At 62.8% G+C, this 22,117-nt stretch carries 17 protein-coding genes and 1 tRNA gene; 2 read left to right on the top strand and 16 right to left on the bottom strand.

Annotation, left to right across the window (positions count from 1 at the left end; translation table 11 throughout):
* From ACR0CU_RS13185 to ACR0CU_RS13150, 8 genes are all read right to left on the bottom strand, one after another.
* Positions 1-2,004: a hydantoinase/oxoprolinase N-terminal domain-containing protein gene (locus ACR0CU_RS13185; RefSeq protein WP_170447809.1), complete on the bottom strand. Its 2,004-nt coding sequence runs from the start codon at positions 2,002-2,004 to the stop codon at positions 1-3.
* A gap of 71 nt (positions 2,005-2,075) precedes the next feature.
* The gene (queG, locus tag ACR0CU_RS13180) at positions 2,076-3,113 is read right to left on the bottom strand and encodes a tRNA epoxyqueuosine(34) reductase QueG (protein ID WP_170447144.1); all 1,038 of its coding nucleotides are present in this window, start codon (positions 3,111-3,113) and stop codon (positions 2,076-2,078) included.
* A gap of 75 nt (positions 3,114-3,188) precedes the next feature.
* Complete coding sequence (gene fzlA, locus ACR0CU_RS13175; RefSeq protein ID WP_480643184.1) at positions 3,189-3,854, bottom strand: FtsZ-binding protein FzlA; 666 nt, start codon at positions 3,852-3,854, stop codon at positions 3,189-3,191.
* Between the two features lie 59 nt (positions 3,855-3,913).
* Positions 3,914-4,654 carry a monofunctional biosynthetic peptidoglycan transglycosylase gene (gene mtgA, locus ACR0CU_RS13170; RefSeq protein WP_480643182.1) on the bottom strand — a complete coding sequence of 247 codons (741 nt, stop codon included), beginning with the start codon at positions 4,652-4,654 and terminating at the stop codon, positions 3,914-3,916.
* A 40-nt stretch (positions 4,655-4,694) separates the two neighbouring features.
* Positions 4,695-5,612, bottom strand: a complete 918-nt coding sequence (locus ACR0CU_RS13165) for a Hint domain-containing protein (protein ID WP_170405462.1) — start codon at positions 5,610-5,612, stop codon at positions 4,695-4,697.
* A 176-nt stretch (positions 5,613-5,788) separates the two neighbouring features.
* Positions 5,789-10,321, bottom strand: coding sequence for a glutamate synthase large subunit (gltB, locus tag ACR0CU_RS13160; RefSeq protein WP_480643180.1), 4,533 nt, complete (start codon positions 10,319-10,321; stop codon positions 5,789-5,791).
* Complete coding sequence (locus tag ACR0CU_RS13155; protein ID WP_005979708.1) at positions 10,318-10,755, bottom strand: GFA family protein; 438 nt, start codon at positions 10,753-10,755, stop codon at positions 10,318-10,320. The genes gltB and ACR0CU_RS13155 overlap by 4 nt, the downstream gene beginning before the upstream one ends.
* Before the next feature lie 29 nt (positions 10,756-10,784).
* On the bottom strand, positions 10,785-12,218 hold the full coding sequence (locus ACR0CU_RS13150; protein WP_170447152.1) for an NAD(P)-dependent oxidoreductase: 1,434 nt from the start codon (positions 12,216-12,218) through the stop codon (positions 10,785-10,787).
* 228 nt (positions 12,219-12,446) lie between these two features.
* Between ACR0CU_RS13150 and ACR0CU_RS13145 the strand changes: the two genes are divergently transcribed.
* A complete protein-coding gene (locus ACR0CU_RS13145; protein ID WP_170342503.1) occupies positions 12,447-13,250 on the top strand; it encodes an undecaprenyl-diphosphate phosphatase in 804 nt (267 codons plus the stop codon).
* Here ACR0CU_RS13145 and ACR0CU_RS13140 read toward each other — a convergent pair whose 3' ends face one another.
* Positions 13,251-14,234: a complex I NDUFA9 subunit family protein gene (locus ACR0CU_RS13140; RefSeq protein WP_170342505.1), complete on the bottom strand. Its 984-nt coding sequence runs from the start codon at positions 14,232-14,234 to the stop codon at positions 13,251-13,253. It lies immediately after the preceding gene.
* A 211-nt stretch (positions 14,235-14,445) separates the two neighbouring features.
* Between ACR0CU_RS13140 and ACR0CU_RS13135 the strand changes: the two genes are divergently transcribed.
* A tRNA-Leu gene (locus ACR0CU_RS13135) sits at positions 14,446-14,532 on the top strand.
* Between the two features lie 56 nt (positions 14,533-14,588).
* Here ACR0CU_RS13135 and ACR0CU_RS13130 read toward each other — a convergent pair.
* The 7 genes from ACR0CU_RS13130 to ACR0CU_RS13100 all read right to left on the bottom strand — a co-directional run bounded on the left by ACR0CU_RS13130 (position 14,589) and on the right by ACR0CU_RS13100 (position 22,112).
* A complete protein-coding gene (locus tag ACR0CU_RS13130) occupies positions 14,589-15,587 on the bottom strand; it encodes a hypothetical protein (protein WP_170447153.1) in 999 nt (332 codons plus the stop codon).
* Between the two features lie 73 nt (positions 15,588-15,660).
* Entirely contained in the window at positions 15,661-16,113 is a 453-nt protein-coding gene (locus ACR0CU_RS13125) for an SRPBCC family protein (RefSeq protein ID WP_093963846.1), read from the bottom strand.
* A 106-nt stretch (positions 16,114-16,219) separates the two neighbouring features.
* Positions 16,220-17,032 carry an XdhC family protein gene (locus ACR0CU_RS13120; RefSeq protein ID WP_170447156.1) on the bottom strand — a complete coding sequence of 271 codons (813 nt, stop codon included), beginning with the start codon at positions 17,030-17,032 and terminating at the stop codon, positions 16,220-16,222.
* Positions 17,033-17,044: 12 nt separating this feature from the next.
* Complete coding sequence (locus ACR0CU_RS13115; RefSeq protein ID WP_170447811.1) at positions 17,045-18,235, bottom strand: vWA domain-containing protein; 1,191 nt, start codon at positions 18,233-18,235, stop codon at positions 17,045-17,047.
* Complete coding sequence (locus tag ACR0CU_RS13110) at positions 18,235-19,035, bottom strand: AAA family ATPase (RefSeq protein ID WP_254430346.1); 801 nt, start codon at positions 19,033-19,035, stop codon at positions 18,235-18,237. The genes ACR0CU_RS13115 and ACR0CU_RS13110 overlap by 1 nt, the downstream gene beginning before the upstream one ends.
* A 168-nt stretch (positions 19,036-19,203) precedes the next feature.
* Positions 19,204-21,621, bottom strand: coding sequence for an aerobic carbon-monoxide dehydrogenase large subunit (locus ACR0CU_RS13105; protein WP_170438855.1), 2,418 nt, complete (start codon positions 21,619-21,621; stop codon positions 19,204-19,206).
* The gene (locus ACR0CU_RS13100; RefSeq protein WP_093963851.1) at positions 21,618-22,112 is read right to left on the bottom strand and encodes a (2Fe-2S)-binding protein; all 495 of its coding nucleotides are present in this window, start codon (positions 22,110-22,112) and stop codon (positions 21,618-21,620) included. Before ACR0CU_RS13100 ends, ACR0CU_RS13105 begins: the two co-directional genes overlap by 4 nt.
* Positions 22,113-22,117 lie beyond the last annotated feature (5 nt).

Raw genomic sequence — 22,117 nt, 5'->3', positions numbered from 1 at the left:
TCAGCCGACGGCCACCCGCGGGCGGCCGCTGGCTTCGACGGTCAGCATCGCCTCGACGAAGACATCCTTGCCTTCGATCCGGGCGGTGCGGATGTCGCGGTTGACGATCACGCGGATATCCTCGGCCCCGGCCTCGCGCACGGCGCTTTCGGTCTCGCGCCGCAGTTCGGCCTCCAGCAGGGCCAGCGCGGGTTCGGGTTCGGGGAAATCCTGCGGCCCGTCGTTCAGATGCACGCGGTACCGGCCTTCGGACGGAGCGGTCACCGTGCCCGCTCGCCGCATGGTCAACCGCCCCACGACGGCCCCGATCGCATTGGCCACCCCGGCATGGTCGGGCAGCACCATGGTACAGCGCAGACGCTCGCCGACCGCCGGGTAATAGCTCGGCGCCGAGGCTCCCAGCCCGACCACATCCACGTTCAGCCTCGTGTCCAACGCCAGCAGACCGCGATGCCCGTGCAAGCCCCGCCGGGTCAGCACATGGCGCGCCAGATCCTCGGGCGGCAGGCCGAACGCCTCGGCCTCTTCCGCAAAAGCAGTCTCTAATAGGGTCAAAACGGTCTGTTCGGTCAACTGATCCACGATCATCCCGGCCAGTTCATCGGCCGAGCCCGCCAGCCGGTCGCCCGACCCCACACGCCGGCGCGCAATCAACTCCAGCGCCTTGCGCGCGGCACCCTTATCCCAATCGGACAGGCGCCCCAGAACGTGGCTGGCATCCGACGGCGTCACCCCCGAGACCTGAACGATCCCGCGATCCACCAGCCGGGTCAGAGCACCGTTTTCCATCCGGGTGCGCAGCAGGGCGCTCAGGGGCAGAACCTTGTCCCCCAGCCGCTCCAACAGCCCCGCCTCGCGTGGGCCCAGACCCTCGGCGTGGATGCCGGGCACGCGGCGGGCGAAACGGGTGTCGTGCTCGCCCACCGTGGTCGCGCGCAACTGCTCGTCCAGCGCGGCATGGACCACTTCGGGCGCCTCAGCCGCGATCAGCGACACCGGCAGCACCCGGCGCGGACCCAGGAACACGCCGCCGCGCAGGCCCTCGGTTACCACATGCACCTGGCTGTCACCGCCCAGACCATGCGTGCGCATCGCCACCGCCTCGACCATGGTGCGGAACCCGCCGACCCGTGCGCCCGCCGGGTCGATCGCCGGCTTTCCGTCGCGGATCAGAGCCACATCGGTCGTCGTCCCTCCGATATCCGACACCAGTGCGTCCTGAACTCCGGTCAGCCAGCGCGCCCCCACGATCGAGGCCGCCGGACCGCTGAGAATCGTTTCGATCGGCCGCTCCCGCGCCTGCTCGGCGCTCATCAAGGCGCCATCCCCGCGCACCACCATCATCGGCGCGTCGATGCCCAGCTCGAGCAGAACATCCTGCGCCCGGCCGATCAGACGGTCGATCATTCCGATCAGACGTGCATTCAGCACCGCCGTCACCGCACGTTTCGGCCCATTCAGCTTGGCCGACAACTGATGCGAGCAGGTCACCGGCGCGCCGGTTTTCTCAGTGATGATCCGCGCGACCTCAAGCTCGTGCGCGGGGTTGCGGGTGGCAAACTGGGCCGCAACCGCGAACCCGGAAATCCCGGACTGCTGGTCCAGAAATTCGCGCAACGCCCCTGTATCCAACGGCGCGGCCTCGGCCCCGGCATGGCTGTGCCCACCCGCGATCACCAGCGCCGGGTCACCCTTCAGCGCATCGCGCAGCCCGTGCCTGTCCAGATCGCCGTCGCGAAACCCGACATAGATCAGCGCAACGCGCCCGCCCTGCCCCTCGACCAGCGCGTTCGTGGCCAGCGTCGTCGACAGCGACGCCATCGAAATCTGAACGGGCGCGACCTGCGCCTGGTCCAGCACCGCCCGGATCGCCCGCCCGACGCCGATCGCCAGATCCTCGCGTGTGGTCAGGGACTTGGCCGAGGCGATCACCTCTTCCTCGTCCCGGATCAGCACCGCATCGGTGTAGGTTCCACCGGTATCCACGCCCAAAGCCAACGCCATCGGGATCTCCATCCTGTTCGCAGTCACGGGTGTAGCGGTTTGAACCGACGCGTCCAGCCTGTTTGCGGCATTCACGACAGTTGTTCGACCGCCCAGCGCGCCGCGTCGGCCACCGTGGGGTCGGCATCCTCGATCAACGCCTGCGCGACCGGAATCAACTCCGACGACCCGGAATTGCCGATGGCATACAGAACGTTTCGCACGAACCGGTCGCGCCCGATCCGCTTGATCGGAGAACCCGAGAATCTGGCCCGGAACGCCGCATCGTCCAACCCGGCCAGTTCCGCCAACGGCGGCGCCATCAGGTCTTGGCGCGCGGCATATCGGATGTCACTGGCCGCCACCGCGAACTTGTTCCACGGACAGGCGGACAGGCAATCATCACAGCCATAGATCCGGTTGCCCAGCTTGCCGCGCAACTCCTGATCCACCGGCCCCTTGTGCTCGATGGTCAGATAGGAAATGCAGCGCCGCGCATCCAGTTGATAGGGCGCCGGAAAGGCATCCGTCGGACAGGCATCCAGACAGGCCCGACACGACCCGCAATGATCCACTTCCGGCGGGTCCGTCGGCAGGTCCAGAGTGGTGAAAACAGACCCTAAAAAGGCCCAATTGCCCCACTCCCGGCTGACCAGATTGGTGTGTTTGCCCTGCCAGCCCAACCCGGCCGCATGGCCCAGTGCTTTCTCGGGCACCGGCGCGGTGTCGACGAACACCTTCACCTCGCCCCCGGCTTCGGCAATCAGCCACCGGGCCAGCCGCTTCAGCCGCTTTTTGACCAGATCATGGTAGTCTTTGTTCTGCGCATAGACCGAGATCGCCCCGCGATCGGGTCGGCCCAGAACCTCGGTCGGATCATGATCCGGCGTGTAACTCTCGGCCAGCATGATGACCGAGCGCGCCTCGGGCCACAGCTCCGCCGGATCCCCCCGCCAATGGGTCCGCTCGGCCATCCAACTCATCTGCCCGTGATAGCCCGCCGCCAGAAAGGCGGCCAACCGCGCAGGCAGTTCCGGCACGTCCCAGGGTCGGCAGATCCGGCACGACACGAACCCCTCGGCCCGGGCCTGCGCCACCAACCTGTCCTTCAATGCCGTTGCGCTGTTCATCTGGCCCAAAATATCCTCGGGGGTGAATTGGCCCAACGGGCCAACAGGGTGCGCACAGCCCCCTGCCCCAACCTATCAGAAATCCAGGTCGGCGTAATGAGCGGGCGGGCGGAAGCCGGGCACCTGATCCGCCAGGATCGACCGGAAGGCCGGACGTGACTTGATCTTGGCGTACCAGTCCTTGACCACCTGGCTGCGGTTCCAATCCACGTCCGAAATGTAATCCAGCGACGACAAGTGCGCGGCAGCGGCAAAATCGGCCAATGTCATCTGATCCCCCGCCAGCCAGCGCCGCTGATCCAGCAGCCAGGCCATGTAATCCAGGTGGAACTTGATCGCGCGCGCGCCTTCCTTGACGTTCTTGCTGTCGGGATAACCCTGACCGGTTACTTTCTTGTTCACCCGCTCGTACAGCAGCTTGGATGTCACCTCATGGTGGAATTTGTCATCAAACCAACTGACCAGACGGCGCACCTCGAACCGGGCTTCCGGAGTTTTCGGTATCAATGCCGGTTCCGGCCGTGTCTCTTCGATGTATTCGCAGATCGCCGCGCTTTCTGACATCACCCGGCCGTCCAGCCGCAGAACCGGGACCTTGGCCGCAGGGTTTCTGCGCAAGAAGTCCGGGGATTTTTCCCAGTACTTTTCCTCGACCAATTCGACTTCGATCTTCTTTTCCGCCAGTGACAGGCGGACTTTTCGACAAAAGGGGGACAGGGGAACGTGAAACAAACGCGCCATGTGGATCCATTCGAACCAATTGAGTACCGCTCAGCAATAGCCGCTGACGGGCAGAAGTTTCAATCCTCGAAGCAATCTGCGCGACCATCTGCGCGGATGGTGGCCGCTCCATCGCGGATCGCGGCGGCTCGTCTGCGGGTGTAAACCGACGGGTCCGTGACCGAACGGTTTCGCGGTGACGGAAGGATTGCCGCCAGCCGCGCCGCCTGCACCGGGCTGAGTTGGGCGGAACTGACACCGAAATTCTTGCGGGCGGCCGCCTCGATCCCGAACAGGCCCTCACCGGTCTCCGCCACGTTCAGATACACCTCGAGAATGCGCTTCTTGCTCCAGAAGATTTCGACGACCGGGGTCATGGAGGTCTCAAGCGCCTTGCGCACCCAACTGCGCCCCTGCCACAGAAAGACATTCTTGACCACCTGCTGAGAAATGGTCGACGCCCCGCGGTTGCCACCATCTTCAAGCGCATCGCGGATCGCGTTCACGTCAAAACCCCAATGCAGGCAGAAATTCGCATCCTCGGCCGCAACGACCGACCGGGCCATGTGCGGAGACATATCCTCGATCGCGACCCATTCCCGGTCCACCTTGCCCAGGCGGCGCCACTCGGACCAGATCGTATGGGTGATCGGCGGGTTGACCACGGTATAAAGCAAAACAAGCGCCACGAACGCCGCGGCCAGGGCACCGACGACACGCAGTGCCCACCGCCGAATCCGAACGATGAGCGTTTCCGTTTTCCGAGACCGGGTTGCCTTTTTGGACTTACCGCGGGATTTGCGCGCTGCTTTCTTCGCCATGTTCCTGCTATACGCCGCAGCACCGGTATTTGGAACGGAATTATGACGCGATCAGCCGCCCTTCGCGCGGGCGCACCACCGGACGGGCGGTTTTCGGACCACCATCTTCCACCGCTGCCAACTGCGGAAACAGTCGCAACAGCTCGGCCTGGGTTTCCCGGTCAGACCGCGTAACGGCGTGGCCGGGATAGTAGCTTTCGCTTTTGGCGCCGTTGGCGATGACGATCTCGTGTTGGTCGAACAACAGGTGGAAATACTCGATCTCTCCACCTTCGACCCGGGTCACCGTCGTGCCGTTGACCAGGGAATGTGCGGCAATCAAAACCTCGGGGTGGCCGTAGAAATAAGCCGCGCGCCAATCGTCGATCAGCATCCGGTGCTGGGGCGAGAACAGAGTGTCACGGTCCAGTCCCAAAACCCCTTCGGCAAAGCGGATCGGTGCGGCGTTGCCCTCGGCCGCGACGGCGGTTCTGCCGACCCAGATCAGGGCCCGCGCACCATTGTCGACCGTCGTGACCAGGTCACCGGCCTGCAGATCCTCGACGCGGCGCAATCCATCGGGTGTCTTTATCATTGTTCCGGCAGTAAAACACGGCGGCCCAAGCTCACCCGGAACCACCAAGGGACCTTCGGTATTGACGAAAGTCGTCGAGACTAGCGTCCCCTCTTGCAGCACCTGACCGTCCGTCGGGGTGAACACGCGGCTGCCATCAGCCAGATAGAAGGTGATTCCCGTGTAGGTGACGTTTCCCACACCGGACACGTTGATCGTCACCGTGTCGCCCGGCCAGGATCGGGTGACATCAATGCCGTTGACCGAGTCATTGTCGGAACTGTCGATGTCGCCATCGTCGTTCTGGTCGACCAGATTGTACTTCTCAACCGTCAGAAGGGTCCCCGTTGCCGGCGGGCTGGCCGGATCCATGGCAAAGAACTGGTCAAGATAGGTCGTGGGCATGCGACGACTCCCTGGCGAAATTGGCGGCAAGCGGAAGCATTGGCGAAATTTCCAAACTTTCCGTGTACAGGCCTAGCGGCACGCAGTGTTTTTTCAAGAAATCCGGAAACGGGAGGGCACAAAACGAAAACCCCGCGTGTCTTTTCAAACACGCGGGGCAGGTTTCACAGGCGGTCTTATTCGGCCGGAACCGCCGCTGCCTCGTGGCTCAGCGGGTGGCTGAGTTTGTTCAGCATTTCCTTCGGGCAGACCTGCAGGAAGTTCGACAGCTCGACATCCCAGTGCTGCAGGATATCGGCGGCCTTGCGGCTGCCGGTCTCCGCGGCGTGGCGCTCGATCAGCGACTTCAGCTGCATCTCCCAATGCTCGACCGTTACGGGGCAGGTCACCAGGGTTTCCATGTTCATCAGCAACTGCGCCTTGCCTTCGGGGTCGTACAGATAGGCCATACCACCCGTCATCCCCGCGCCAAAGTTCGCACCGATGTCACCCAGAATCACCGCAACGCCGCCGGTCATGTACTCACACCCGTTCGAGCCGCAGCCCTCGACCACCACGGTGGCACCCGAGTTGCGCACGGCAAAGCGTTCACCAGCACGGCCAGCCGCGAACAGGTACCCGTCGGTCGCGCCGTACAGGACCGTGTTGCCGATGATCGTATTCCGGTCGGCCTGCAACGGGCTGACCTGCGGCGGGCGCACGACGATGGTACCGCCCGACAGGCCCTTGCCCACATAGTCGTTGGCGTCGCCCGACACTTCCAGCTTGAGCCCCGGCGCGGCGAAGGCGCCCAGCGACTGGCCGGCCGAGCCCTGCAGTTTCACATGCAGGTGGTCCGGCTGGAACGTGTTGCGCATGCCAAAGTTCTGCACGATGTGGCTGGACACGCGGGTGCCGACCGTCCGGTGCGTGTTCTGCACGGCATAAGACAGCTGCATCTTCTCGCCATCCTTCAGGAACCGCGCAGCGTCGCGCACGATTTCAGAGTCCAGCGTATCAGGCACCGCGTTGCGGGGCTTGTCACGGTCATAGACGATGTTTTGCGCGCCATCGACGGTGATCAGCAGCGGATTCAGGTCCAGATCGTCCAGATGCGCCGAACCGCGGCTGACCTGCGCCAGCAGATCCGCCCGACCGATGATTTCGTCGACCGACCGTGCGCCGAGGCTGGCCAGGATCTCGCGCACTTCCTGTGCGTAGAAGGTGATCAGGTTCACCACCTTGTCGGCATTGCCGGTGAACTTGGCGCGCAGGGATTCATCCTGCGTACATACGCCCACCGGGCAGGTGTTTGACTGGCACTGGCGCACCATGATGCAACCCATCGCGATCAGGGCGGCGGTGCCGATGCCGTACTCCTCGGCCCCCATCATCGCCGCCATGACGATGTCGCGCCCGGTGCGCAAGCCGCCATCGGTCCGCAGGGTTACCCGGTCGCGCAGGTTGTTCATCGCCAGAACCTGATGCGCCTCGGTCAGGCCCATTTCCCACGGCAGGCCGGCATATTTGATGCTGGTCGCGGGGGATGCCCCGGTGCCGCCATTGTGGCCCGAGATCAGGATGATGTCGGCCTTGGCCTTGGCCACCCCGGCGGCGATCGTGCCCACGCCCGAGGACGCCACCAGTTTCACCGTCACCTTGGCGCGCGGGTTGATCTGCTTGAGGTCATAGATCAGCTGCGCCAGATCCTCGATCGAGTAGATGTCGTGGTGCGGAGGCGGCGAGATCAGCGTCACGCCCTTGGTCGAGTGACGCAGGCGCGCGATCAGATCGGTGACCTTCATGCCGGGCAGCTGGCCGCCCTCGCCGGGCTTGGCACCCTGGGCCACCTTGATTTCCAGCTCTTCGCACTGGTTGAGGTATTCGGCGGTCACGCCGAACCGGCCCGAGGCCACCTGCTTGATCTTGGCCGAGGGGTTGTCGCCATTCGGCTCAGGCACGAAGTGAGCGGGATCTTCCCCACCTTCACCCGAGTCGGATTTCGCACCGATCCGGTTCATCGCCACGTTCAGCGTCTTGTGCGCCTCGGGGCTGAGCGCACCCAGCGACATGCCCGGGGTGACAAAGCGCTTGCGGATCGAAGTGATCGACTCGACCTCCTCGATCGGGATCGGCTTGCCCAGCGGTTTGAAATCCATCAGATCGCGCAGATGGATCGGCGGGTTGGCCTGCATCTTGGCCGAGTACTGCTTCCACAGCTCGTACGAGGCGCGGTTGCAGGCCATCTGCATCATGTGCATCGAGGTCGCTTCCCACGCATGGGTCTCACCCGATTTGCGGGCCTTGTAGAAGCCACCGATAGGCAGAACATCCAAGCCACTCTCCCAGCCTTTGGCGTGGATTCCTTCAGCCTTGGACTGAATGCCGGTGACGCCGATGCCGGAAATCCGGCTGGTCATGCCGGGGAAATATTCGGCCACCATGGCGCGGCTCAGGCCCACGGCTTCGAAATTCAGGCCGCCGCGATAGGACGAGATCACCGAGATGCCCATCTTGGCCATGATCTTCAGCAGGCCCTGGTCGATCGCCTCGCGGTAACGCGCGACGTTTTCAGTCAGGCTGCCTTCCAGCAACCCGCGTTCGATCCGGTCGGCCAACGAATCCTCGGCCAAATAGGCGTTCACCACGGTCGCGCCACAGCCGATCAGCACCGCGAAATAATGCGGGTCGATGCATTCCGCCGAGCGCACGTTGAGCGAGCAGAAGGTCCGCAGGCCCTGACGGATCAAGTGCGAATGCACCGCGCTGGTGGCCAGGATCATCGGCATCGCCACTTTGCCGGGGCCGGAATACTGGTCGGTCAGCACCAGGTGACCCGCGCCCGAACGCACGGCCTCCTCCGCCTCGGCGCGGATGCGGGCCAACGCGGCGCTCAGCGCGCCGTTGCCGGGTTCGAAGGTGCAGTCGATCTCGGCCAGCGGCGCATCGAAATTCGCCACCAGTTCTTCCCACTGGGCGTTGCCGACAAAGGGGCTTTCCAGCACCACGATCTCGGTCTGGCTGCTGTCTTCATCCAGCACGTTCTTGAGGTTGCCGAACCGCGTCTTCAGCGACATCACGCGGTATTCGCGCAGGCTGTCGATGGGCGGGTTGGTCACCTGGCTGAAGTTCTGGCGGAAGAAATGGCTGAGCGGCCGGTACTGTTTGGACAGAACCGCCGAGGGCGTGTCGTCGCCCATCGAGGCGATCGCTTCTTTGCCATCCTCGGCCATCGGTGCGAGGATCTGCTCCAGTTCCTCGACCGTGTAGCCTGCCGCGATCTGGCGCTTGCGCAGCTCTTCACCGGTGAACAGCGGCTTTTCGGCAACCTTCGCCAGCTTTTCGTCCAGATCGTTGATCTTGCTGACCCATTCGCCGAACGGCAGGGCCGCGGCCAGCTTGTCCTTGATCTGCTTGTCGCGGTACAGCTTGCCCTTCTTCATGTCGACGGCCAGCATCTGGCCCGGACCCAGCGCACCTTTTTCCTTAACGCTGGCCTCGTTGATCGGGACCATACCCGCCTCGGACCCGGCGATCACCAGACCGTCGCCGGTGACGACATAGCGCATCGGGCGCAGGCCGTTGCGATCCAGCCCGGCGCAGACCCAGCGGCCATCGGTCATGGCCAGCGCGGCGGGGCCGTCCCACGGCTCCATCACCGAGTTGCAGTAGGAATACATGTCGCGCCAGGACTGCGGCAGTTCCACCGCCTGTTTCGACCAGCTTTCCGGCACCAGCATCGTCTTGGCCATCGGGGCCGAGCGGCCCGCGCGCACCAGAACCTCGAACACCGAATCCAGCGCCGCCGAATCCGACGATCCGCCCGCAATGATCGGCTTGATGTCTTCGGCATAGTCGCCAAAGGTCGCAGAGGCCATGCGGATCTCGTGGCTTTTCATCCAGTTGATGTTGCCCTTCAGCGTGTTGATCTCGCCATTGTGGGCCAGCATGCGGAACGGCTGCGCCAGCCACCATTGCGGGAAGGTGTTGGTGGAATAGCGCTGGTGATAGATCGCAAAGGCGGATTCGAAACGCTCGTCCATCAGGTCGGGGTAGAACACGGCGACCTGCTCGGCCAGCATCATGCCCTTGTAGATGATCGACCGGCAGCTGAGCGAGGCCAGGTACAGACCCGAAATCCCCGCGGCGGCGGCGGCTTTCTCGATCCGGCGGCGGATGACGTACAGCTCGCGCTCGAACGTGTCCTCGTCAACGCCCTTGGAATTCGAGATCAGGATCTGCTCGATCTCGGGCCGGGTCGCGTTGGCCTTTTCGCCCAGGCAGGTGACATCCACCGGCACGTGGCGCCAGCCATAGATGTAATAGCCCATCCGCAGAACTTCGGTTTCCACGATGGTCCGGCAGCGCTCTTGCGCGCCGAAATCGGTGCGCGGCAGGAACACCTGCCCCACGGCGATCAGCTCGTCCATCTTGGGCTCGTGCCCGGTGCGGCGTATCTGGTCATAGAAGAAGGGGGCCGGGATCTGCACATGGATGCCCGCGCCGTCGCCGGTCTTGCCGTCGGCATCCACCGCGCCGCGATGCCAGATCGCCTTGAGCGCATCGATCCCGGCCTCGACCACCTTGCGGCTTTTCTTGCCGTCGACCGAAACCACCAGACCGACCCCGCACGAAGAATGCTCTTCCTGCTCGGAATACAGGCCATTTTCGGCCATCCACTTGCGCTTGGCTTCCTCGGCCCGGACCCAATCGGCATCAAATTTCGTCATTGGCTGTCTCCTTCTTCCGACGGGGCGTACATGGCCATGACCTCGGCTTCGGTCATCTGGCGGCGTTCACCTGCGAACGCGTAACCCTCGGGCTTTTTGTCGATGTAGAGTTCAAGTTTCAGCGTGTTGCCGGCCGCGTTGTCGAACAGGCCGGCCGCGATCTGTGTCTGGCCGTGCATCTCGCCCGGCAGGGTGATCCGGTACCACAGGGCCGATCCGCATTCTTCGCAGAAGGCGCGTTCGGCCCAGTCCGACGATGTGAAGGTCTTGACCGGCCCCAGCGCCGCATAGCCCGGCTGCGCCGGAAAGGTGACCAGCGCGCTGCTGGTCCAGCGGCGGCACATGTCGCAATGGCAGGCGCCCAGCGCGTCGCGGGCGGGGGTCGCGGTCACGGTGACTGCGCCGCACATGCATTGGCCTTGCAATTCGGGCATCCTGTCCCTCCTGTCGCTGGGCTGCGGGATCATTCGGCCGCAAGCGCGGCCTTGCCGTTGAACCGGTCGATGATGGCCTGCGCGCAGTCGCGGCCGTCGCGGATCGCCCAGACCACCAGCGAGGCACCGCGCACGATGTCACCGATGGCATAGACGCCGTCCATCTCGGTCTCGCCGGTTTCGAACGCGGCCTTGATGGTGCCCCAGCGGGTCACGGGCAGGTCGGGCTGGCCGAACAGGGTGGGCAGGTCCTCGGGCTCGAAGCCCAGCGCCTTGATGACCAGGTCGGCCTCTTCGACGTAATCCGCGCCTTCGATCACTTCGGGGGCCTGACGGCCGGTGGCGTCGGGTTGACCCAAGCGCATCTTCTGCACCATCACGCCGGTAACACGCTCGTCGCCAACAAACCCCTTGGGCGCGCTGAGCCATTCGAAAATCACGCCCTCTTCCTCAGCGTTCTGGGTTTCGCGCTGTGAACCCGGCATGTTCGCCCGGTCGCGGCGATACAGGCATTTGACCGAGGTCGCACCCTGACGGATCGAGGTGCGGACGCAATCCATCGCCGTATCACCGCCACCGATCACGACCACCTTCTTGCCCTTGGCGTTCAGGCGGCCATCGTCGAACTCGGGAACCTCGTCACCAAAGCTTTTGCGGTTCGAGGCAGTCAGGAAATCGATAGCCTTTTCGATACCGGGCAGGACGCTGCCAGGCATGGACAGATCCCGCGACTTGTAGACACCCGTCGCAATGATCACGGCGTCATGTTTTGCGTGGATCTCGGCGAACTTGGCAGCGTCGACGTCACAGTTCAGCTCGAAAGTCACGCCGCCCTCGGCCAGCAGGTCGTTGCGGCGTTGAACCACGTCCTTTTCCAGCTTGAAGCCCGGAATGCCGTACATCAGCAGCCCACCCGCGCGGTCATAGCGGTCATAGACCGTGACCTGGATTCCGGCCCGGCGCAGCATGTCCGCTGCCGCCAGACCACCGGGACCGCCCCCGATGATGCCCACGCTTTCGGGACGTTCGGCGGTTGGAGCGACAGGTTTGACCCAGCCTTCCTCCCACGCGGTGTCGGTGATGTATTTCTCGACCGCACCGATGGTGACGGTGCCATGGCCCGATTGCTCGATCACGCAGTTGCCTTCGCACAGGCGGTCCTGTGGGCAGATGCGGCCGCAGATTTCGGGGAAGGTGTTGGTGGCCTGGCTTGTCTGATAGGCTTCTTCCAGCCGTCCGGTAGCGGTCAAGCGCAGCCAGTCCGGGATGTTGTTGTGCAGCGGGCAGTGCGACTGACAGTACGGCACACCGCACTGGCTGCAACGGCTGGCCTGCTCGGCGGCTTTTTCGGCGGCGTATTCGGCATAGATTTCATGAAAGTCCGCTCTGCGATCGGTTGCGGCGCGCTTTTCAGGCATGTCACGATCGATCTGCACAAATTTCAGCATCGGTTGCTTGGCCACGGTCAGACTCCATGAATTGGCTTGGTCGGATTTCTTTATGCGAAGCCAATTCGGATGAAAAGTCAATTGTGCTGACCTAAATTGGAAAAAATCGGAAAGATCGATCTCTTTGGGCGACTTTCTGTTCATTTTTAGGACCACTTCGGACCTAAATCCTGACTTTCCTTTTGCTGATCGCGCTTATACGCCTTGAATGCAAAGAACACGGGCGCAAACACGGGCGGGCAGATGAGTCTTTTTCAGCTGATTCTGGTGGCGATCATCCAGGGGATCACCGAGTTTCTGCCGATTTCGTCATCAGGCCACCTGATCCTGCTGCCAAGCCTCACCGGAATGGAAGACCAGGGCCTGGCCATCGACGTCGCGGTGCATGTGGGCACATTGGGCGCGGTGGTTCTGTATTTCTGGAGCGACGTGAAACTGGCCCTTGCGGGCCTGCCACGTGCTTTGCGCGGGCGCATCGACACCCCACAGTCCCGACTGGCCCTGGCGTTGATCGTAGCCACCATCCCGACCGTTATCGTTGGTGCCATCCTGCACCTGACCGGCCTCAGCAGTGCGATGCGGTCCGTGGCGGTGATCGGGTGGACGATGTTGGGCTTCGGACTGCTGCTGTATTGGATGGACCAAAAAGGCCCCCAGACCAAAGAGGCCGGCGACTGGGGGCTGCGTGACGCGGTTATTTTGGGTCTGTGGCAGGTCCTGGCGCTGATTCCCGGCACCTCGCGGTCGGGGATCTGCATCACCGGCGCGCGACACTTGGGGTATACCCGCGAGGACGGCGCGCGCATCGCGATGCTGATGTCAATCCCTACAATCATCGCCTCGGGCGCGCTGCTGTCGTTGGACGTGATCGGGCAGGCCAACGCTCAGCTGGCCAAGGACAGCGCCATTGCAGCCGTGTTCGCCTTTGTTTCGGCCCTGTTGGCGCTGAACCTGATGATGCGTCTGCTGCGTAGCGTCAGCTTCACGCCATATGTGATCTATCGCGTGATCCTCGGTACGATCCTGCTGATTGTCGCTTACAGCTGATCAGATGCGCAGGTTCCGGGCCGAGTTCTGGATGTCGTCGTACTGACCCGAAGGGCGGAATTTCCACAGGTATTCCGGCAGAACCGATTCCAGCGAAGCAGGCTCGATCCCCAGATCGGCAAAACCTTTTGCTCCTTCGGACACCACATTGTCACGGCGCAGGTTCTTCAACTGGTCGCGGGTCAGAATGTTGTTCGGAAACAGCTGGAAGCTGATGAATTTCAGCATGTCCAGAACCCCGGCCATGATCCGCCCAACCCAGAACGGCAGACCGATGATGATGCGGCGGCGGTGGATCACCCCGAGCATCTGCTGCATCAGCTCACGGAAGGTCTTGGCCTCAGGCCCACCCAATTCGTAGACGCCAGGTGCGGCCTGACCCAACACACCCTTGACCGCGGCCTGCGCCACGTCATCCACAAACACCGGCTGGAACCGGGTGTCGGCACCAAAGATCGGTAGGAAGGGCGAGATACGGGTCATGCCGGCGAAACGGTTGAAGAACTGATCTTCGGTCCCGAAGATCACCGAGGGTCGCAGGATCACGGCATCGGGGATATGGGTCAGCACGGCAGCCTCACCTGCCGCCTTGGTGCGGGCGTATTCGCTGTCGGAATTCGCGTCAGCACCGATGGCCGAAATGTGGACCATACGGGAAATGCCTTGCTCGGCCGCCAGACGGGCGATGCGGCCCGCGCCTTCGGCTTGCACGGCGCCAAATCCATTCTTGCCCAGTTCGTTCAGAACGCCCACGCAGTTGACGACCGCATCGGCGCCATGCATCGCACTGGCCACCGAGGCATCGTCGCGGATATTGCACAGAATGGGCTCGACCTGGCCCACGACGCCATAGGTCTTGACGAAGATTGCCTCGTTCGGACGGCGGACCGCCACCCGTACACGCCACCCTTCGTTCGCCATGCGTCGCGCGATATAGCGGCCGACGAATCCCGATCCACCGTAAATCGTGACCAGTTTGGACATGGTTGGGCTCCTGCTGTGTAGGTCTTGTTCCGATCTACCGCTCCAAAGCCCGGCAAACAAGGCGCAATAACGCCGCGCATAAGGCAAAAAACACTGCCGGAACCGACGGGATCGCGCCGCGAGAAGGTGACCGAAAAAAAACTTTCGATAATCCGTTCGAATCCTGTTGACGCCCTCGGCGAGTAGGCTTAAACGCCCCTCCACGACACCTGCCCAGGTGGCGGAATTGGTAGACGCGCTAGCTTCAGGTGCTAGTGTCCGTATGGACGTGGAGGTTCGAGTCCTCTCCTGGGCACCATATCCCCGAAAAGATTTGACGACCGCGCAAACCACCCTCGAACGGGTGGTCGGCTCTCATTCCGTCTTCTGCAATTCCTCCATCTCGCGGCGACGGATCTTTGCCTGAGACCGCACCCGCTTGATGAATTGCTGGGGAAGGTCCGGTCCGCGCAGCGCCGCGTAGGCCTCGCTGGTCGGGTCGCCGATCAGGTCGGCGTATTTGACCCATGTGCAGAAGGCGAAGACATCGCGCAGGCTCACATGCTCACGGGTGTTGCTGTCCCGGGCCTGTGCCGGAAGCTTGATCGACCTGAAATAGGCCTTTTCGATAGCGGGCCATTGCGGATCGGGAACGAACTCGGGCGCGTCATCGGTTTCCGGAAATTTGAATGCTGGATACTTCTGCCCGTATTCCGAACATCCGTGCGAGATCTTGCTGCTGATTCCTTCAATCCCATGCTTGGCCTGAAGATCGCGGAACGCCTGCAGGCAGGCGCGCACGTCATCAACGGTGTCGCAATAGATATAGGCCTTGTACGGAAACTTGATCCCGTCGCGCAGCTCGATCATGCATTTGCGGGCGTTGTCATTGGGTAGATCCAGCTTCAGCAGCAGAGCATAGGTCTGGAACATCGCACGCAGGTCATGCGGCAAAATCTGCACTTTGTAGCAGTCATTGCACAGCGCCGGGATGGCGCCGGTCTCTTTGAAGAAGTCCAGAAAAACGCCGCAATAGGCGTTCTGCCCGCGTACCTTGAGGACGCGCCCAGAAAAGACCTGCCCGATCGGCACCGCTTGCGAAACTCCGCGGCTTCGCAATGCAGCCAACCATGCGCGGTACTGTTTGACCATGTGCTCGGGCTCAAATAGATCCGCCTGCCAATCGGCGCCCAGCGAGGTAACGATGTCCGCTTGTGCCGCAGAAAAACGCCCGGCCGAACCCGGAGCCTTGGGCGCATGTTCCAGCCGTGTGACCAGCTGACGAATCGACTTGAGGTCAGCGGGCTTCATCACCAGCCAATTCTCAAGTTCGGCAATTTTCGAGGTGGGGGGCACCACTGTCTCCTGCTGCATCAGCGCCAAACGCTATGCAGGTGCATACCCCCCTTACGCAATTCGTCAACCGGAACGGCGCCGGGCGCCTGCTTCAGGCAGCAGTTTGCGCGGCAACGACCTCGCCGAACCGGGTGAAGAACTTGCCCGAGAGCTTCTTGGCCGTTCCGGCAATCAGACGACTGCCCAACTGGGCGATCTTGCCCCCGACATCAACCTTGGCGGTATAGGTCAGAACGGTTTCGTCACCATCTTCGGTCAGCGTGACGTCCGCACCACCCTTGGCAAAACCTGCGGCTCCGCCCTTGCCCTCGCCCACCAGCGAAAACCCGTCGGGGGCGTTGGTCTGGTCCAGCGTCACCTCGCCAGCGAAACGCGCCTTCACCGGACCTATTTTCAGAACCACCTTGGCCTCAAGCTCGTTGGGGGCGGTCTGGGTCAGCTCTTCGCAGCCGGGGATGCATTCCCGCAGAACCTCGGGATCGTTCAGCGCGCGATAAACCGCGTCCCGGGGGGCCGCGATGCGAATTTCGTCAGTCAGTTCCATTGGGTATTCCTCTGCTCAGCAACATCTGGGAAAGACGCGCAGCGCCTGTTCCGCGGCATCCTCGGGGGTTTGAGCGGGCCGGGGCGGCCATAGCCGCGCCACCCAGCTACGCAAGTTTTTCATCATGAGTTGTCTCCTCGGCGGTGTCCGCATTTCGCCAGCGCACGATCTCGGCCAGGATCGACAAGGCGATTTCATGCGGATCAATGGCCCCGATATCCAGCCCGGCAGGCGACTTCAGGCGCGCAACCTTCTCGGTGTCCATGCCCTGCGATACCAACCTGGCCGACAGCACCTTTGCCTTGCGCTGGCTGGCCACCATCGACACCCGCCTTGCTGGCGTACCCAGCGCCGAGGCCAACGCGGCCCTGTCGTTCTGGCCTTGCGAGGCGACGACCACAAAATCGCGGGGCTCAACCCCCAACGCATCCACGTCGTTTGGGTCGAAACATGATTGCGCCGCTTCGTCGCTGGCCTCAAACGAAACGAATACGCGCAACCCGGCCAATGCCGCATGAGCCGCCAACGCATGGGCAATCGGGGTATCGCCAAAGATCACCAGGCGGGGTGCGTGTTGATAGGGTTCGACCAGCAGATCGACCGTACCGCCGGATGGGCAGCCACTCTTGAAGGTCTGAACGCCATCCGGATCGGTCATTGCCACCACCTTGTCCGAGGGTTTCACGCGGATCATCCGCGACGCACCGCTGGCCAGCGCTTCCTGTGCCGAGGCGCGCACCGCCCGCTGGACACAGGCTCCGCCCAGATGGCCGAGAATCCGCCCGTCCCGGGTGATCGCCGCCTTGGCGCCCGCCTTGGCCGAGGTCGCATCTGCCGTCCGCACCACCGTTGCGACGCAGAACGCCTCACCGCTGCTGCGCAACTGGTCAATCGTGTCGAAAATGTCGAAACCAGGCATGATCGGTTCCTCTCACAACTTTTGAAACTCGGGCTCCAACGCGGCCAGCGCGTCGAGCGTGTTTGCCGGAAGGTGCGCATCAAGATGGGGCAAGGCGGCCTGCATGGCGGCGGCGACGGGCTGATAATTCTCCCAACCTTTCAGAGGGTTCAGCCAGACGATCCTGCGCGCCTTGCGCCGGATCCTCGCCAAAGCCGCGCCCAGCGCCTGCGGGTCAGAACTGCAATAGCCATCCGAAAGGATCAGCACGATGGTGCGCCCATTCAGCGCCCGCGCACCATATCCGTCCAGAAACCTTTCGAGACTGCCGGAGATGTCCGTGCCGCCGCCAAAACCTTCGGCCATCAGCGACAACCGCCCAGCGGCGCGCAAGCTGTCGTGGTCCCGCAATGCATCGGTGACCCGCATGAACCGCGTGTGAAACAGATAGGCATCCGCATCCGTTCCGCTGGCCACAAGGCCCTTGAGAAAGGCCAGAAATACACGCGAATAGACGGTCATGGACCCGCTGACATCGCACAGCGCGACAATCCGCATCGGGCGAGGCGGTCGGGCACGGCGAAACAGCTCCAAAGGCTCGCCTCCGCGCGCAAGGCTCGCCCGCTGGATGCGACGCATGTCCAGCACCGGACCCCGCCGCGCCTGTTTGCGCCTGCGCGAACGTCGATCCCGGATCGCCCGCGCCAGGGCGAGGGCCGCGGCTTCGGCCCGGCGCAGGGATTGCTCATCCATCAACTCGCGCAGATCCCGGCGTGACAGGTTGTCGGTCCGGGTTGCGATCAGCTTCCCGTCCGTTCCTTCGGCCTGTCCATCCCCGGAATCCGGGGTGCTGGCATCCTGCGCATCGGGGGAATCGTCAGTGGAATCTCCGCGATCTTCGGTCTGCCAGATCATCGGCTTGGCCGACTGGACCTTGACATGGGTGTTCTGTGCGACACCGTTCCGCTGCTTGCCCGCGTTGAACCAATAGGCATCGAACAAATCGTCAAAGCGCCGCCAATCCTCGGCATCCCCGGACATCAGGGCACACAAGGCATCCCGCGCCTGTCCGACATCGGTGGCCTCGACCGAGGCCAGCGCATCCAGCGCATCTCCGGTCTCACGCGGTCCGACCCGCAAACCGTTCCCGCGCAGATGCGCCACGAATCCCGCCATACGGTCGGCCAATCCGTGCGCTCGCGATGGAAACCGTGTTACCTGCATCACGCGACCTTTCCGATCAGGCGATCCATCACCTCGGGTGGAACGGCATCATAGTCCGCAGCGGTCTTCAGCAGACAGACCAGAGTGGCCTGTACGGCCTCGGGTGATTGGGACAGATCGTTGACGCCAAGACCCGAGAGGGCCGCGGCCCAGTCGAGCATTTCGGCAATGCCGGGTGTCTTTTCCAGATCTTCCTTGCGCAGGTTCTGAACCACTCCGATGATCTGGCGCGCCAACAGCCCTTCGACTTCGGGCATCCGTGCCCGCAGGATGGCCATTTCGGTCTCGCCGGACGGGTAGTTCAAAAAGCTGTACAGACACCGCCGCCGCAGCGCGTCCGAAAGATCGCGCGTGCCGTTTGCGGTCAGAATGACGATGGGTCGCGTTTTGGCGTAAATTGTCCCCAGTTCCGGGATCGTGATCTGAAAGTCCGACAGGATTTCAAGCAGATAGGCCTCAAATTCTTCATCGGCCCGGTCAATCTCATCGATCAGCAGAACGGGCGGATCATCGGCGCTGATCGCCTCCAACAACGGCCGCTTCAGCAGATAGTCGTCGGAAAACAGTTGGGCCTCGCTGGTTCCGCCGCGCGCCTCGGAGGCTCGGATGGCCAGCAGCTGCCGCTGGTAGTTCCACTCATAGATCGCGTGACTGGCGTCCAACCCTTCGTAACACTGCAAGCGGATCAAACGGGCGTCTCGCCACGCCGCCAGTGCCTTGGCCACTTCGGTCTTGCCGACGCCGGCCGGACCCTCCAGCAGCAGCGGTCGTCCTAGGGTCTGGGCCAAATGCAACGCCATCGCCAACCGGTCGTCGGCAACATAGCCCTGCTGGGCCAAACCGTTCTGAACGTCACTCAGTGTCACACCAGGGTCCAATCTTCGTTTGACCAAAATATCCCGAGGGGGTCGGAGAGGGTCAGCACCCCCTCCGTTCGGTCGGACCGGGCCCCGCCGGTCCGAAACCGATTACCCGTGCATCCCCAAGCCGTTGGCGATCTTCCAGATCCGCCAATGGTCATGCGGCATGTGGCTCTGAACCAGGCCAAACGGTCGGAACGCATCATGCACCGCATTCGAGAACGCCGGCACGCCACCCACATTCGGGCTTTCGCCGACACCCTTCGCGCCGATCGGATGATGCGGCGAGGGGGTCACCGTGTGATCGGTCGTATAGTTGGGCGTTTCCCAGGCGGTTGGCAGGAAGAAGTCCATCAGCGTGCCGGTCTTGACGTTGCCCATCTCATCATAGGCAATCTCTTGACCCATCGCGATGGCCAGCGCCTCGGTCACACCGCCATGAACCTGACCTTCGATGATCATCGGGTTGATCCGGGTTCCGCAATCGTCCAGCGCATAGAACTGCCGGACTTCCCATTCGCCGGTATCGACATCGATCTCCATGACACAGATATAGGCGCCGAACGGATAGGTCATGTTGGGCGGGTCATAGTAGCTGACGGCCTCCAGACCCGGCTCCAACCCCGGGATGGCCTGGTTGTAAGCGGCAAAGGCGATCTCTTTCATGGTCTTGAACCGCTCGGGCGCGCCTTTGACCGCGAACCGGTCCACGTCCCATTCGACATCGTCGTCGTGAACCTCAAGCAGATAGGCCGCGATCATCTGCGCCTTGGCGCGGATCTTGCGTGCAGCCATGGCTGTTGCAGCCCCAGCAACCGGCGTGGACCGAGAGCCATAGGTGCCCAAGCCATAGGGCGCGGTGTCGGTGTCTCCTTCCTCCAGCGTGATGTCGTCGGCTGGAAGACCGATCTCGCTGGCGATGATCTGGGCAAAGGTCGTGGCGTGACCCTGGCCCTGTGAGATCGTCCCCAGCCGCGCGATGGCTGACCCGGTCGGGTGGATGCGGATTTCGCAGCTGTCGAACATCCCCAAGCCCAGAATATCGCAGTTCTTCACAGGCCCTGCCCCGACGATTTCGGTAAAATGCGTCAGACCAATCCCCAGAAGCTTGCGCGTCTTGCCGGCCTTGAAGTCCTCGACCCGCTGTGCCTGTTCGGCACGCAGATCCTCGTATCCAACCGCAGCCAGCGCCTTGTCCCAGGCGGTGTGGTAATCGCCCGAGTCATATTCCCATCCCAGCGCGGACTGATAGGGGAACTGGTCGGCCTTGATGAAATTGATCCGGCGCAGCTCGGCCGCGTCCATGTTCAACTTGATGGCCAGAACCTCGATCATCCGCTCGATGAAATAGGCGGCCTCGGTCACGCGGAAGGAACAGCGATAGGCCACACCCCCCGGAGCCTTATTGGTGTAGACGCCGTCCACGGCCAGATAGGCGGTCGGGATGTCGTAGGACCCGGTGCAGATGTTCATGAACCCGGCCGGGAACTTGGTCGGGTCGGCGCAGGCGTCGAACCCACCGTGGTCCGCGGTTGTATGACACCACAGGCCCGTGATCTTGCCGTCTTTGGTGGCGGCGATCTTGCCCTGCATCCAGTAGTCGCGGGCAAAGGCGGTGGACATCAGGTTTTCCATCCGGTTCTCGACCCATTTCACCGGCTGACCGGTGACGATCGAGGCCACGACCGAACAGACATAACCCGCATAAGCGCCCACCTTGTTGCCGAAACCGCCGCCGATATCGGGGCTGATCACCCGGATATTGTGCTCGGCCAGGCCCGAAATCAGGGACACGACGGTGCGGATCGCATGCGGCGCCTGGAAGGTGCCGTATAGCGTCAGCTTGCCGGTCACCTTGTCCATGCTGGCCACGCAGCCGCAGGTCTCAAGCGGGCAGGGGTGTGTCCGGTGGTAATAGACCATCTCCTCGGCCACCACATCGGCTTCGGCCAGAACGGCTTCGGTCGCGTCCTTGTCGCCCTGTTCCCAGGTGAAGATGTGGTTGTGATGCTTGCGCGGCCCGTGGGCGCCTTCGGTCTGACCTTCCAGATCTTCACGCAGCACCACGTCAGATTTCAGCGCCTCGAACGGGTCGGTCAGAACCGGCAGTTCCTCGTATTCGACTTCGACCAGTTCGACGGCATCCGCGGCGACATAGCGGTCTTCTGCAACCACATAGGCCACCTCCTGGCCCTGGAACAGGACCTTGCCGTCGGCCAGCACCATCTGCTTGTCGCCGGCAAGCGTGGGCATCCAGTGCAGACCCAGCGGCGCCAAGTCCTCGGCCGTCAGAACGGCCACGACACCGGGCACGGCCAGAGCGGCCTCTTTGTTGACACTGACAACGCGGGCATGGGCATAGGGTGAACGGACAAAGGCGCCGAACAGCATTCCGTCCAGCTTGATGTCATCGACGTAGTTGCCCTTGCCTTGGGTAAAGCGCACGTCCTCGACGCGTTTGCGCGAGCTGCCCATCCCCTTGAGGTTTGCGGCGCGTTCTTCGGGGGTCATGGTCTGGTCGTTCATTCCGCGGCCTCCTTCTGCGCGTTCAGCATGTCAGCCGAGGCCGAGATCGCCTTGACGATGTTCTGGTACCCGGTGCAGCGGCAGAGATTGCCGGCCATGCCAAAGCGGATTTCTTCTTCGGTCGGGTTGGGGTTTTCCTGCAGCAGGCGATGCGCGCGGGTGATCATACCCGGCGTGCAGAAACCGCACTGCAGCCCGTGATGCTCGCGGAACATTTCCTGCAACACACCAAGGCTGCCGTCGTCATTGGTCAGCCCTTCGACGGTGGTGATATCGGCCCCGTTCACCTGCGCCACGAAGGTCGTGCAGGATTTGACGGATTTGCCATCAATATCCACGGTGCAGGCTCCGCAGTGGCTGGTTTCGCAACCGATATGCGGGCCGGTGATTTTCAGATCCTCCCGCAGGAAGTGGATCAGCAACGTGCGCGGCTCGGCCAGGCCCTCGACCTGCTTGCCGTTCACGGTGAGTTTGACATGCATCTTCGACATCTGTG

The organism is Ruegeria sp. BC2 (genome assembly GCF_056539245.1).
Note: the sequence above shows the minus strand (reverse complement) of the source record. Positions and strands in the feature narration are given on the sequence as shown.

Bases quoted from the DNA above. Each gene is read 5' to 3' on its own strand.
- ACR0CU_RS13115 (WP_170447811.1), bottom strand. From the start codon at position 18,235: ATGCAGGTAACACGGTTTCCATCGCGAGCGCACGGATTGGCCGACCGT.
- ACR0CU_RS13120 (WP_170447156.1), bottom strand. From the start codon at position 17,032: ATGCCTGGTTTCGACATTTTCGACACGATTGACCAGTTGCGCAGCAGC.
- ACR0CU_RS13145 (WP_170342503.1), top strand. From the start codon at position 12,447: ATGAGTCTTTTTCAGCTGATTCTGGTGGCGATCATCCAGGGGATCACC.
- ACR0CU_RS13165 (WP_170405462.1), bottom strand. From the start codon at position 5,612: ATGCCCACGACCTATCTTGACCAGTTCTTTGCCATGGATCCGGCCAGC.
- ACR0CU_RS13130 (WP_170447153.1), bottom strand. From the start codon at position 15,587: ATGCAGCAGGAGACAGTGGTGCCCCCCACCTCGAAAATTGCCGAACTT.
- mtgA (WP_480643182.1), bottom strand. From the start codon at position 4,654: ATGGCGAAGAAAGCAGCGCGCAAATCCCGCGGTAAGTCCAAAAAGGCA.
- ACR0CU_RS13100 (WP_093963851.1), bottom strand. From the start codon at position 22,112: ATGTCGAAGATGCATGTCAAACTCACCGTGAACGGCAAGCAGGTCGAG.
- ACR0CU_RS13155 (WP_005979708.1), bottom strand. From the start codon at position 10,755: ATGCCCGAATTGCAAGGCCAATGCATGTGCGGCGCAGTCACCGTGACC.
- ACR0CU_RS13185 (WP_170447809.1), bottom strand. From the start codon at position 2,004: ATGGCGTTGGCTTTGGGCGTGGATACCGGTGGAACCTACACCGATGCG.
- gltB (WP_480643180.1), bottom strand. From the start codon at position 10,321: ATGACGAAATTTGATGCCGATTGGGTCCGGGCCGAGGAAGCCAAGCGC.
- ACR0CU_RS13110 (WP_254430346.1), bottom strand. From the start codon at position 19,035: ATGGCGTTGCATTTGGCCCAGACCCTAGGACGACCGCTGCTGCTGGAG.
- queG (WP_170447144.1), bottom strand. From the start codon at position 3,113: ATGAACAGCGCAACGGCATTGAAGGACAGGTTGGTGGCGCAGGCCCGG.
- ACR0CU_RS13140 (WP_170342505.1), bottom strand. From the start codon at position 14,234: ATGTCCAAACTGGTCACGATTTACGGTGGATCGGGATTCGTCGGCCGC.
- ACR0CU_RS13125 (WP_093963846.1), bottom strand. From the start codon at position 16,113: ATGGAACTGACTGACGAAATTCGCATCGCGGCCCCCCGGGACGCGGTT.
- ACR0CU_RS13105 (WP_170438855.1), bottom strand. From the start codon at position 21,621: ATGAACGACCAGACCATGACCCCCGAAGAACGCGCCGCAAACCTCAAG.
- fzlA (WP_480643184.1), bottom strand. From the start codon at position 3,854: ATGGCGCGTTTGTTTCACGTTCCCCTGTCCCCCTTTTGTCGAAAAGTC.